Origin of the sequence: Methylophaga frappieri (genome assembly GCF_000260965.1) — a bacterium.
GTDB lineage: Bacteria > Pseudomonadota > Gammaproteobacteria > Nitrosococcales > Methylophagaceae > Methylophaga > Methylophaga frappieri.
This window is the reverse complement of sequence record NC_017856.1, coordinates 2,613,046-2,626,920: the sequence shown is the minus strand read 5'-3', so window position 1 is coordinate 2,626,920 and position 13,875 is coordinate 2,613,046. Positions and strand designations below refer to the sequence as shown.

At 46.6% G+C, this 13,875-nt stretch carries 10 protein-coding genes and 1 pseudogene; 10 read left to right on the top strand and 1 reads right to left on the bottom strand.

The window, feature by feature from the left end; all coding sequences use genetic code 11:
• Positions 1-93: 93 nt before the first annotated feature.
• From Q7C_RS12585 to Q7C_RS12535, 10 genes and pseudogenes are all read left to right on the top strand, one after another.
• Positions 94-561: a peroxiredoxin gene (locus Q7C_RS12585; protein WP_014705164.1), complete on the top strand. Its 468-nt coding sequence runs from the start codon at positions 94-96 to the stop codon at positions 559-561.
• Between the two features lie 159 nt (positions 562-720).
• Positions 721-2,871: a methyl-accepting chemotaxis protein gene (locus Q7C_RS12580; protein ID WP_014705163.1), complete on the top strand. Its 2,151-nt coding sequence runs from the start codon at positions 721-723 to the stop codon at positions 2,869-2,871.
• A gap of 137 nt (positions 2,872-3,008) precedes the next feature.
• A complete protein-coding gene (locus Q7C_RS12575) occupies positions 3,009-3,536 on the top strand; it encodes a hypothetical protein (protein WP_014705162.1) in 528 nt (175 codons plus the stop codon).
• 301 nt (positions 3,537-3,837) lie between these two features.
• Positions 3,838-6,705: a ribonucleoside-diphosphate reductase subunit alpha gene (locus Q7C_RS12570; RefSeq protein ID WP_014705161.1), complete on the top strand. Its 2,868-nt coding sequence runs from the start codon at positions 3,838-3,840 to the stop codon at positions 6,703-6,705.
• Positions 6,702-7,874 carry a ribonucleotide-diphosphate reductase subunit beta gene (locus tag Q7C_RS12565; protein ID WP_014705160.1) on the top strand — a complete coding sequence of 391 codons (1,173 nt, stop codon included), beginning with the start codon at positions 6,702-6,704 and terminating at the stop codon, positions 7,872-7,874. Before Q7C_RS12570 ends, Q7C_RS12565 begins: the two co-directional genes overlap by 4 nt.
• 89 nt (positions 7,875-7,963) lie before the next feature.
• Positions 7,964-8,977: a nucleotidyltransferase gene (locus Q7C_RS12560; protein WP_151194774.1), complete on the top strand. Its 1,014-nt coding sequence runs from the start codon at positions 7,964-7,966 to the stop codon at positions 8,975-8,977.
• Positions 8,978-8,981: 4 nt separating this feature from the next.
• Entirely contained in the window at positions 8,982-10,709 is a 1,728-nt protein-coding gene (locus tag Q7C_RS12555) for a ThiF family adenylyltransferase (protein ID WP_014705158.1), read from the top strand.
• Entirely contained in the window at positions 10,678-11,196 is a 519-nt protein-coding gene (locus Q7C_RS13405) for a Mov34/MPN/PAD-1 family protein (protein WP_050954412.1), read from the top strand. Before Q7C_RS12555 ends, Q7C_RS13405 begins: the two co-directional genes overlap by 32 nt.
• Entirely contained in the window at positions 11,193-11,918 is a 726-nt protein-coding gene (locus tag Q7C_RS12545; RefSeq protein ID WP_014705157.1) for a DUF6602 domain-containing protein, read from the top strand. Before Q7C_RS13405 ends, Q7C_RS12545 begins: the two co-directional genes overlap by 4 nt.
• Positions 11,919-12,081: 163 nt before the next feature.
• Positions 12,082-13,229 (top strand): annotated as a pseudogene (locus Q7C_RS12535) (IS3 family transposase).
• Between the two features lie 182 nt (positions 13,230-13,411).
• Here Q7C_RS12535 and Q7C_RS12530 read toward each other — a convergent pair.
• Positions 13,412-13,864 carry a hypothetical protein gene (locus tag Q7C_RS12530; RefSeq protein ID WP_041366749.1) on the bottom strand — a complete coding sequence of 151 codons (453 nt, stop codon included), beginning with the start codon at positions 13,862-13,864 and terminating at the stop codon, positions 13,412-13,414.
• Between the last annotated feature and the right edge of the window lie 11 nt (positions 13,865-13,875).

Here is a 13,875-nt window from a genome sequence, read left to right as displayed (position 1 = left end):
TAAACTGGCATGGTACTTTGCCAGCCTGCTGATGACAAGCGTTTGGCACATCGGACTCTAAAAATTAGAATCCGCTTAATTCAAGGAGATATTATGCAAACCGTATCGATTAACCAACCTGTCCCCGCTTTCACCTCACCAGCGACGGGTGAGCAAGAAATCAGTCTGGCTGAGTTTGCCGGAAAAAATGTAGTGATTTATTTTTATCCCAAGGATAATACGCCGGGTTGTACCACAGAAGGTCAGGACTTTCGTGATCACTATGACCAGTTTTCAGCATTAAATACGGTCATCCTGGGCGTGTCCCGAGATGGATTAAAGGCGCATGAAAACTTCAAAAACAAACATGCCTTTCCGTTTGAGCTGCTCTCTGACAAGGAAGAGCACTTATGCCAGCTGTTTGACGTCATTAAACTCAAAAAGCTCTACGGAAAATCCTACATGGGCATCGAACGGAGTACTTTTCTTATCGACAGTAAAGGCATTCTTCGTCAGGAATGGCGTGGCGTGAAAGTCAAAGGTCATGTCGCCGCCGTATTGGAAGCAGTTAAAAGCTTGTAAACGTTTCCCTGCACCCCTTGTGCGCAACTGTTATCGCAAGCAGCACCATAACGGTGCAAAACATGCCTAAAAATATGACATTAGCCCAGAACTGACGATAATTGAATGGTTGGTGTGAGTTTTGCTTGTTTTTCGCAATATCTACTATGAGAACCCCGCATGTCACTACAGCTTAAAAGTCAGCAAATGAACCTAAGTCGCTCTGAACGCAACTGGTTGCCCTGGTTTGGCGCTAATGGAAAACTGAAACTGGCATGGAGCTGTTTTTTAAACAAGGACACCTACAGCGATGTAGAACATACCTTTGAAGGTATTGCCGCGACACGGGTCAAATTACTCGAACAATGGTCCGAATATCTCTGGCAACAACTTGGCCAGATGGCTGAGCGTATCAGCACGCAATGGCCGGAAACCGGTAGTGAATATCTCAAACAACAGTTAGCGGGGCTGCGAGATTTTTCTGAGCTATTTTTAGTAAACCCCGATGGCAAAGTGCGCTACTCCACCTTCGCTGGACACATTGGCCAACAGGATTTGAATCCAGCAGCCGTCAATGCAGGACTGGAAGATATCTTCTTACATGGTCCGTATGTTGATCCCTTAACGTTGCAGATTGGCGCCTCAATCTCCAAATTTCATGATGCAGTCACGTTGATGTTTTACCAACCCATTCGGGTCGACAATGAGACTGTCGCGATTCTCTGTGGACGGGTTCCTAATGATGTCATGAGCGATTTGATTCAGCGGGAAGCTGGCCATATCTACCCAGAATCCGGTGACAACTATATTTTCATGGTCAACTCACTATTCGATCCGAATGTGCAGCAAGGCATCGCCTTGTCACGCTCCCGGTTTGAAGATGACACCTTTTCTCATGGCGAAAATCTAAAAAGCGGCATTCACACTGAATTCGGTACGGTTCGCATCCAAAACCATACAGAATTTGAAATTCGCTTTACCGATCCAGCGACAGGCCAGTTACATCCCGGTGTTCGTGAAACGATCAAAAACGGTCAAAACCTGTTTGTCACCTACCCCGCCTATTCAGACTATCGACATATTCCGGTTATCGGTAAAGGGGTTACCTTTCAATTAAAAGGTTCAAAAGATCGCTGGGGCATGATGTGTGAAGGTGATCTTGAAGAGGTTTATCGACGCCGCAGTGTCAACTTCAGCTTACTAAAAGGCTTTGTCACCGGCATGGCTGTTCTTTTGGCGAGTAACAGTGCCCTGCATTATTTTACTGCATTGCCACAATTGGCCATTGATGGGATATCAGTCGCGGCATTAATCCTTATGGCGCTGATTTTACGTAAGAGCCTGACCAAAAAACTGGCAAACAGACTCAACCAGATGACCCGCGTTATTCAGGAAATTGCCGAAGGTGAAGGCAATCTTCGCCAGCGATTAGATACCAACCGGTTAGCTAATGATGAAACCGGTGATATGGGGCGATGGATTAATAGCTTCATTGATAACCTTGATGGCATTGTTGGCCAAGTCATTCGCACCAGTCATGATGTGCGTGACAATAACGAAGCCATGTTGACGACTAACCAGGAAGCCTGCCAAGTATCAGATGAAGTGACGGATGCCATCAGTAAAATGTTGGGGCTAATCAATGAGCAGATTCAGGACATCAGCCAGACAGCTACCACCGCTGAAGCCATGAAATCCGCTATGGATGATGTCGTGGCAGAAGCCCGCGCGCAATATGAAGCGGCACGCAGTGGTACCCAGGAAATACGTGACGTTGTCGCAACAACCGCCACCGCTGTTAAATCCCTGAACAGCCGTACTGCTGACATCGGCAATATTATTAGTGTCATTACCGACATTACCAATCAAACTAATCTGCTGGCACTGAATGCGGCTATTGAGGCTGCCCGCGCAGGGGAACATGGCCGTGGTTTTTCGGTTGTCGCTGACGAAGTGCGTAATCTGGCATCGCGTACAGCGAATTCAGCCGATGAAATTCAAAAAATGATTGAAGGCATGCAACATGAGACTCAGGATGCCGTTAAATTCATGGAAAGCGGCGTTGAAAATGTTGATTTCAATCTGAAGAGAACAGAACAAAACAGTTCAGAAAACAACCAATTACACCAGCTTGTTGAGCAGATTTTTGCCAGTATCAAACAAATGGACCATAACAGCCATGTTCATGGCGATACCGCACGTCAGGTAGGCGCTTCAGCTGAGCAATTACAAAAAGCGGTTGATGCGCTGCAACAACGCTCGGCATCTGTCAGAAATACCGCACAACAATTAGGTCAATTAGTCGGCGTATTCCAGGTTAGTAATCGCTGATAATGAGAATAATTATTAAACATAGAGTCAAGTATACTTAACAACCATTTGATATAAATCACAAAATTAAATTACGCCTTGAAAAAAACCATACAATCCGCATTGTTACTATGTGTTTTAAATTTTGAGGCAAGTTTATGGACGTCAATCTGATTGATGAAGCACATCCCGGCAAAATTGCGGCAGTTTTTAATAACGAAACCGATGCCCGTGCTGCAGAAAAAGCGTTACTACAATCCGGCTTTTTTTCTCAGGATGTTATCAATATCATTCAGCCAAATGACGCTAATTTAAGCCATAAAATTGAGCCAGACAGTCCTGGTATTGCTGGCACCATCCTCAAATCACATGGTGTGCTGGGCGTGGTAGGCTTGTTAGCCGGCTTGATTTTAGCCAGCATTTTGATTACTGCTGGTCCGACTTTTACTGAATCAAACCCTGGCGCAACTTATTTTGCACTCGGTTTTGTCGGTCTGATGATAGGTATGATGATTGCGGGTGCGATTTCCCTTCGCCCAGATCATGATCCGCTCATCACAGAAACTGTTGAAGCCAGCGCTGATAATAAGTGGACCATTGTTGTTCAGGCCGAAAACCGAGATGGTGTCAATCAGGCAAAACAAATCCTGAGTAGTCGCGCAGTCAGCATCACCGAAACGATCTGAAATTTATCCGCCTCAGCTTGAGTTGATTTTCGTTGCGGCAGTCAATACGCAGCGAAAACGACCCTGCAAAAAAAATTTTTCAGACCGCACCAAAAAGAGACATGCAACAGGGATCGCGCATGGTCTCTACCTTACCCGATAGTCCCCCCTAAGTTATCCACAAATCATGCACAATTTATGTGCAGTTTATCCCCTTGCACCACTTTCAAAAACACATTATCTTGTGGTTCAATCTTATTTCGACCACAATTTATTGTGGTTTGTGGCAAATCGACTTTTCAGACAATGCAGGGATATTCTTATGGCGAGTGAAGCAGCACAATACACCCAATCCGCATCCGAATCTGGCTACAACGTGATTCGCCGTAACGGCAAAGTCACTGACTTTGATAGCAGTAAAATTGCCGTCGCCATGACCAAGGCATTTCTGGCCGTTGAAGGCGACGCCGCCCAAAATAGCCGACGGATCCATGAAACGGTTTCAGAGCTAACCAAACAGATCACTGAAAACTTGCTGCGCCGTCTGGATGACGGTGGCACAGTGCATATCGAAGATATTCAAGATCAAGTCGAATTAGCGCTGATGCGTGCTGGCGAATACAAAATCGCCCGCTCGTATGTACTTTATCGTGAAAAACAAGCCGAAAAACGTGCTGAAGAAGAAAAAAGACATCCGAAACCTGCCAACGAAACCACCCTGCATATCACCGCTGCTGATGGCTCACGCCAACCACTCGATATTGACCGTTTGCATGATTTAATCACCGAAGCCTGTGAAGGACTGGCTGAAGTTGATCGTGACGTCATCATGCGCGATACACAGCGCAACCTGTTTGATGGTGTGAAAGCCAGTGATGTGGAAAAAGCACTGGTCATGGGTGCACGTACTTTTATCGAAAAAGACCCCGCTTACAGTGCGTTAGCTGCACGTTTGTTAATGGACGGCATCCGTCGAGAAGCCCTCAGCTTTGTTTACAAAACGCACAAACAAGCGAAACAAAGTGAAATGGCGGAGATTTATCCGGATTACTTCAAATCCTATATCCACACCGCTATCGAACACGAACTGCTGGACTCCGAACTCGCCCTGTTTGATCTTGATCGACTCGGTAAAGCCCTAAAACCTGAACTGGATTTTGAGTTTACCTATCTCGGCCTGCAAACACTTTACGACCGTTACTTTATTCATCACGACGGCACCCGCTTTGAGCTGCCTCAGGCATTCTATATGCGTGTCGCGATGGGGCTGGCGATCAACGAAATCGATCGAGAAGCCCGCGCCATTGAGTTTTATAACCTGCTGTCCAGCTTTGACTTTATGAGCTCGACCCCCACGCTGTTTAACTCAGGCACCCTGCGTCCACAATTGTCGTCTTGCTATCTGACAACAGTACCGGATGATCTCAGTGGTATTTACGGTGCAATCCGTGACAACGCCCTACTGTCTAAATTTGCTGGTGGTCTGGGTAATGACTGGACACGCGTTCGTGGTCTCGGTGCCCATATCAAAGGCACTAACGGCAAATCACAAGGTGTGGTGCCATTTTTGAAAGTGGCCAACGACACAGCGGTTGCTGTTAACCAAGGCGGCAAACGTAAAGGTGCAGTCTGCGCTTATCTGGAAACCTGGCATATTGATGTTGAGGAATTCCTCGATATGCGTAAAAACACCGGTGATGATCGTCGCCGTACGCATGACATGAATACCGCCAACTGGATTCCGGATCTGTTTATGAAGCGGGTCGTCGAAGAAGCCCAGTGGACCCTGTTCTCACCAGAAGAAGTCGAGGATCTGCATGATCTCACCGGTCTGGCGTTTGAAAAAGCCTATGCCGAATACGAAGCCAAAGCGGATCGGGGTGAAATTCGCAACTTCAAACGTATGCCAGCCGTCGATTTATGGCGCAAAATGCTGGGCATGCTGTTCGAAACAGGCCATCCGTGGGTGACCTTTAAAGACCCTTGCAACATCCGTAGCCCACAGCAGCACGTTGGCGTCGTCCACAGCTCTAACCTGTGTACTGAAATCACACTCAACACCTCTGATAAAGAGATTGCGGTTTGTAATCTCGGCTCGGTCAATCTGGTCAAACACGTTGACGAAAACGGCAAACTGGATAAAGAGAAATTGCAAAAAACCATCCGCACAGCTATGCGGATGCTCGACAACGTCATCGAGTACAACTACTACAGTGTGCCGCAAGCACGTCACTCTAACCTGCTGCACCGCCCGGTCGGCTTGGGCATCATGGGCTTCCAGGATGCGCTGTACAAACTGCGTGTGCCTTATGCCTCAGAAGAAGCCGTTAAATTTGCTGATGACTCGATGGAAGCCGTCAGTTACTACGCGATTGAAGCGTCTTCTGACTTGGCAGCAGAACGTGGTAAATATCAATCTTATGACGGCAGCCTGTGGAGCAAAGGCATTTTGCCAATCGACTCTATCAAACTGTTACAAGAAGCCCGTGGCGAATACCTGCAACAAGACGATAGCAAAACCATGGACTGGGATATGCTGCGTGACAAAATCAAACGTCAAGGCATGCGTAACTCGAACACCATGGCCATTGCGCCAACAGCGACCATTTCAAATATTTGTGGCGTCAGTCAGTCCATCGAACCGACTTACCAAAACATCTTCGTCAAATCGAATCTGTCTGGTGAGTTCACCGTTATCAACCCGTACATGGTGGGTGACTTAAAAGATCGCGGTTTGTGGGATGAGGTCATGATTAACGACCTCAAATACTACGATGGCAGCCTGCAATCGATTGATCGTGTGCCGGATGAGCTGAAATCGCTCTACACCACTGCGTTTGAAATGGACGCCCGCTGGTTGATTGAAGCCGCTTCACGCCGTCAAAAATGGCTGGATCAGGCGCAAAGTCTCAACCTGTACATGGCTGAACCTTCGGGCAAGAAAATGGATAACCTGTACAAACTGGCTTGGGTACGTGGCCTGAAAACCACCTATTACCTGCGTTCGATGGGTGCCACCGGTCAGGAAAAAACCGCCGCAACGCCTAACTCGACCAGTGCGCCGAAACCCGCTGCACCGCCAACCTTAAAACCGGTCGGCAAAACCGAAGATGACTTTATTTCAGGCGAAGGTCAGGATGCACCGAAAGCCTGTTCAATTCTGGAACCAGATTGCGAGGCCTGCCAATGAACCTTAACTGGGACGATCCATTCTCCACCGCTCCAGCGGCGAAACCTGAGCAAGAACAAAGCGAACCGGCGGCAACCGCGCCGGCCAGCAATGTCCAAGCAGCCAACGAACTGGACACGCCGGTACCTACCAAAGCCAGCGTCAGCGAATTGCCGCCGGTTAATGCCAAACCGGTCAATGTCGATGACAAACGCGTTGTTAATGGCGAAACCGACATTAACCAGTTGGCGCCCTTCAAATATCCGTGGGCATGGCAATTTTTCTTAAATGCCAATAAAAACCACTGGACGCCGCTGGATATCAACATGGCGCAGGACGTTCACGACTATCGTCATAAATTGACGATGGAAGAACGTCACGTCTATGAAAACGTGCTGTCTTACCTGACCACCTCCGATATTCTCGCCATGCGTAATATCGGTCTGGCAGTCATGGAAAAAATGGCCGCACCCGAGTTGCAAATCTATCAGGCGCGTCAGGTTTACGAAGAGTCACTGCACACCTGGACTTACCAGCACTGTATTGAAACCATTGGCCTGGATCAGGCAGAAATCTACAACCGCTACCGCGTGGTACCGGAAATTTATCAAAAGATTAAATTTGCCAATGACCGCCTGAATACCGTGTTGCGCAGCGATATTGATCTGCGTGACCGTGACGAACTGGAAACCTTCGTCATGTCTTACGCGTTTTTTGCCGGCATATTTGAAGGCGCCTGGTTCTATAACGGCTTTTCGCCTATCTTCGCCCTGCAACGTCGTGGCCTGATGAAAGGCACTGCCGAACAGCTGCAATACATCATGCGTGATGAAGTCATGCATGCCGCATTCGGTATCCGGGTCTGCAAACAAATCATCAAAGAAGAAAACGTCAAACTGGACCCGAAAAAAATCCAGCAGATGTTTGAAGAAGCCGATGCCGCTGAAGAAATTTACTCCAGCTATATTCTGCGTGACCCTATCTTAGGTTACTCAAAAGAAATGCACCACGGCCAATTCCGTTACGTCGTCAACCGGCGCGCCAAACAACTTGGCTTTGCCGAACCCTTCCCCGGCGCAGACGCCACCCTGCCCTGGCTTGAGGAACAAGCCAATATGCGCAAGGAGAAGAACTTCTTCGAGACCAAGGTTACCGAGTATCAGACTGGTGCTGGCCTTAAATGGGACTAAACGAAAAGCCTGTAGGGACGACCATAAGATGCAATTTTACGACCATAAAATGCAGAGATCAAAATCAACCACTAGGTAGGCTCCATGAAATGACACCTAATGCTAGATTTAGTGAATTCATCAAAGACATCACACCGAGCAACACTACTGTCTCGAATTGTCAAAGTGCTCACAAGGACGTGCGCACTGCGCTTTTGAATGACGATGAACTCAAGAACAAAATCAAACGAATCATTCTAGGCGGCTCCTATAAGCGCTCTACGGCTATAAGGCCAAGAGTAAAAAATGGCTCGACCGAACGGCCTGACGTGGATCTGTATGTCGTTGTGGATGGTAGTCCTTTATTTTCAGATCCATCAGATCTTATGGATGAGATATACGCGGCCCTCAATCGAGCACGCAAAGATCTTGGCATTACCTCACTTAAACGGAATCGGTGCTCGATCGCCTTATCAATGAACAAAGCTGACCTTGATGTTTCACCTCTTTTGGAGAGACAGCACGATGCCTTGTACCGTATCGGCAATCGTATAACTGGTGAATGGTACAAAACCGATCCAGAAGAGCACACAAACTGGTCAGCACAACAAAATAAGCGTTGTTCAGGGCGATTTAATTCGCTGACTCGAATGGTTAAATGGGCTCGTAGACATAACAAGACCGTATCGCGACACCCTAAAAGTTTTGCACTGGAAGCATTCATCGCTCCAAACATCAGTGAAATTGAGACTCACTACGGTCAGCTATTCCATGATTGGTGTCAAAACTTTCTTGATTTGTATGAAGATGATCGCTTGTTCAGCATATGTCCGGTTCTTGAAGATCCCGCAGTCCCTGGAGGGGATATTTTATCTGGTGTTACGGATGAAGAGTTCTGTGCATATTACGACAAGGTCAAAACGCACAGGGACAACTCAGCAAAAGCCCTCAAAGAAGACGATGAAGAAAAAGCATGTGAATATTGGCGCAAAATCTTCGGTGAACGGTTCCCAAAACCAAAACAGTCAACCAACTCTACCAAAAGTTCAGCAATAACGATGTCACCCCTGAGCTTTACTGGAACTGAAGCAGCACCGACGGAACGGCCTGCAAAGTTTGCCTGATGATATGTGGTGGTTGACGGAACAATCGAGATTGAAAAAGGAGCGAGAGGCTATAGAATCGCTCGACGCAGAATGGTTTCAAAACCCGAGATGGTTTGTTGATAAGCAGTTACAGTTAAATCTGATATTCGACATCAATATCACACGTGGATCCTTTTCACTAAATCTAACTTATCACAACACATTTCCCGCAGGTCCTCCAAGTATTCGTCCTACAGATAGCGAAACAAGACTATCTGGCCACCAATATGGGAAAGGTGGTGAACTATGTCTTGACATCCGCAATGACAACTGGACGCCAGACGTTACTGGCTCCAATATGATTGAAAGTGCACGTCGTCTCTTAGAAGCTGAAACAGAAAGTGAAAATGGTGAAGCCGTTCATGCACCTTCCGCACATGATGTACCTGAAATAATATCACTCAGATCCGAGCTAAAACGCTTTTATGTAGATCCTGTTGCACGCCTAGTCCTTAACGATGACAACCTGGACCGTCTGCCTATTGAAGTTGGAATCGAATATCGCAGCGGCAGATCTATGATTGCACATCTTCTATCAATTGGCGGTGAGGCGGCAAATACAAAGCCTTTGTTAACCCCAGAAGCCCTAAGGAAGTTATGTGTAGTACAAAATGGCACTATTTACATCACCAATACCTCGACAACTAAGTTACAAGGGATAAAAACGCTCAAACAACTGTGGAATATTTTGGGGGATAGAGAGGGTTTCCGAAGTGATACTAATTGGTCTGTATTGCTAAAAAGTTCTGATAGCGGCTTAACGTTGATAAGCCACTTCAAAGATGATGATGATTTGATGAGTTTCACCACTGTGTTAGCACCGTTTGATGCAAACCGAAGTGGCGTTAATCATGCAACACTCAAAACGAAAAAGGTGGGTATCGTAGGCCTTGGATCTCTCGGTTCCAAAATCGCAATTTCTCTCGCAAGATCAGGCGTACGTCAATTTGAACTTGTAGATGGGGACGTTCTACACATAGGTAATCTAGAACGGCATGAAGGTGACTGGCGAGATGTTGGTCAGCACAAAGTTGAATTGATTGCAGATCGTCTTCAATTTATTCATCGCGGCGTCAAGAGTCGCACCTGGAGGAGCGCCATAGGCGCACAAATATCCTCTCAAGAAGCAGCGAATGTAAGTCAAGCGCTTGCATCCTGCGATCTAATTATAGACGCATCTGCAAATCCTGATGTATTTAACCATGTTGCAGACCTGTGTATTCACCATAATCGCACACTAGTCTGGGGAGCAGTTTATGCTGGTGGCATAGGTGGAGAAATAGCACGCTCTAGAGTTGGAAAAGATCCCTCACCCTATGACATTCGTTCAGCTGTTAATCAGTATTACAAAACTATAGAGGAAGCCCCACCAATTGCTGCCGGACGTGGTTACGACGGGTCTATCGGTCAAACAGAGCTTATGCAAGCTAGCGATGCAGATGTTTCAGTATTCTCCGCACATATAGTCGCCTTTACACTAGACTCACTGATGGACACTGAGCCCTCGAGCTATGACGAACATTCGTACCTCATCGGCTTGAAGCGTGGATGGATGTTCAAGGGACCTTTTGATACTCGTCCAATTGTTGTTAATGCGCCTATTCGTCTACCCTTTTGCATTGGACAAGACACCGGAAGCGAGTCAGCGTTTATTCAATCCTTATTCCAGGACTTGAGCAGTGAGACTGAGGATACCAAAAGAGATTCTTGACCAATGGCTTGAAGCTCTAGAGCGGGCAGATGGCACAGAGATCGGTGGTGTTCTCTTCGGTGAACAGGTTGACATAGGTGATTTCCGTATACTGGATGCGGCACCGCAACGATTCTGGAGAGGAACAGCAACATCGTTCAGGCGTCACGGAGGTAGCGCACGAAGGAAAATACTGACGCTTCACCAAAAAATTGGTGGTAATCCTCTACTCTATAACTATCTTGGTGAATGGCATTCTCATCCGAACGCTCCAGCTTGGCCCAGTATTCAGGACGAGATAACTATGAACAACCTCCTCTCCGAACAAGGCGAAGCCGTAAATTTCTTAGTACTCGTTATTGTAAAACTCGATGTGCAGGCAAGCATTCAAATTGGCGCCAGAACCTACTTGGCTTCTGGTCATAAGCTCGCTTGTAACATTGTAATAGAAGATACCAATACAAATTCTGAAAGCAACATACTTTGTAATGAAAAGGACATGGAATGAGCGACTGGTCGCTAGAGAGTATTTTATCAGGCCTGCACGATGACATTGAGCGGCGTCTAGAGACTGTTCGAAGCACAATCAAGCATCCAGGTACAAAGGGTGATGCGAGTGAAACTGTTTGGATCGATCTATTCAACAAATATCTCCCTTCCCGCTACAAAGCTGATAAGGCACATGTTGTTGATAGCAAAAACAATTTTAGCCAGCAAATAGATGTAGTTATTTATGATAGGCAGTACACCCCTTTCATCTTTCATTTTGAAGGTCAGATCATTATTCCTGCGGAAAGTGTCTATGCCGTCTTTGAAGCTAAACAGTCTGCCAACCTTGATCATGTCAAATATGCACAAGAGAAAGTCCAAAGCGTGCGTAGATTACACCGCACTAGCTTGCCCATTCCATATGCAGGTGGAACATACCCACCTAAGCCATTGATACCAATTTATGGTGGGCTACTAACTTTCGAAAGCGACTGGAGTCCTGCTATCGGAAATAGCTTGCTCACTGCCCTCAAAAGCGAAAAGGGTGATGGAAAACTTGACTTTGGCTGTTTGGCCGCGCATGGATATTTTCATTCAAGCTATGATGCAAATGATTATACAGTTCACGCAGGAGGTAAGCCCGCGACCGCATTTTTATTCAAATTGATTTCACAACTTCAGCTCAGTGCTACCGTTCCAATGATAGACATTCAAGCCTATAGCTCATGGCTAAATAACTAAACTACATATATATTTCTGCATACCTATAACCAAAGCCTCAATTACTCTCACCAACTATTGTGGTAAGCCGGATAACCAATATCTTTCTTGCACGACCATATGAATAGCCACCAATTTGCTAGACACCTTTCAGCCATTCAAAATGGCAATCAGAGAGGTGCAAATGAGCAACAAACGTTATCCCGAAGAATTTAAAATCGAAGCCGTTCGTCAGATCACTGATCGTGGTTACTCAGTAGCTGATGTATCACGTCGACTTGGCGTCACGACACATAGCCTTTACGCCTGGATCAAGAAGTACGATCCTGAAGCACCGCATTTTCAGCAAAAAGCGGATGCTGATGCAGAAATAAAGCGCCTCCAAAAAGAACTGAAACGCTTTACAGAAGAGCGAGACATCCTAAAAAAAGCCGCGGCGTACTTCGCCAGTCACCCCGAGTGAGGTACGCCTTTATCAAGCGATTCCAGCGTATGTGGCCGGTCAGGAAATTATGTCGATTGCTTGATGTTCACCCCAGTGGTTTTTATTCCTGGCTCAAAACACCCAAATCAAGCCGAACTATAGCCGACTAGCGGTTATCAGGGCTTATTAAACAGTTCTGGCTAGAGTCCGGTGCGGTGTATGGCTATCGAAAGATTTACAGCGACCTACGCGAATATGGTGAACATTGTGGCCCGAACCGCGTGCTGCGTCTGATGAAGCAGGCAGGCATCAAAGCGCAGGTTGGGTACAGAAAACCTCGCTCATCAAAAGGTAAGCCGCACATCGTCACACCAAACAGGTTAAAACGACAGTTCAGTCCTGCCACGCCCAATGAAGCCTGGGTAACGGACATCACGCATATACGAACTCATGAGGGCTGGCTTTACCTGGCGGTTGTTGTTGATTTGTATTCCAGGAGAGTCGTCGGCTGGTCGATGCAATCCCGCATCACTAAGGAACTGGTGCTGAATGCCTTGCTTATGGCTGTCTGGCGCCGAAACCCGGTGACTCCTGTCACTGTGCATTCCGATCAGGGTAGCCAATACACCAGCCATGACTGGAGCGCATTTTTAAAGGCACATGGCCTGGAAGGCAGCATGAGTCGGCGTGGAAACTGTCATGACAATGCGGTTGCAGAGAGCTTTTTTCAGTTACTCAAACGTGAGCGAGTTAAACGAAAAATCTATTCGACGAGACAGGAAGCGAGAAATGACATTTTCGATTACATCGAGATGTTTTATAACTCAAAACGACGACATAGTTTCAATAATCAGATGTCGCCTGTAGAGTTTGAAAACCGATTTCATAAACGGCTGATCAGTGTCTAAAAAGTTGGTGGCTATTCAACCTAAACTTACCGCTCTTGCTAGTCATCTAAAACTGCTCATTGAGAATGCGCTGCATCTTCAGGTATCGTAGCTAGCTCAGTGCACCAAGCGACGCTTGGTGCACTGAGCAAATCAGTTCTATGATGTCGCCAGTAAAGCAAGCTTATAAAAGACAGGTACTCTCAATCCAACCCACAAGCTGCCCGGACGGCTTGATAATCCTCTCCGGTGACTATTCTTTTCAGTGCAACATTTAAGGTCGTCTTTGTTTCAGCATGATTGTTGCTGCGATCACAACCATGTGCATCACATGCCAGCGCTATTTGCACACTGCTGTTAGATGTAGAGATAATGGCTGCGCTGGCTCTGTTATGGTTTTTCGTATTCGTAAGTTCGGAGCTCTCAATTAGCCATCCATTTTCTGGATGAAAAGTTTTTGTTTCATTTTTTTTCTCCCTGCCAACACACCCCTTGAAATCCTTCCAAGCTCCTCCTTTACAATACAAACCATAATTCACGGTTACGTTTCTCTCCTGTGAAGTGAGTCTGTCCATATGTTCGCTGAGACAGTCCGCAAAAGCCGGGGCAGTCAAAAGAAGAGTTGCCGCCACTAAACTTGAGAATACAATTTTCATAACTGAGAGCC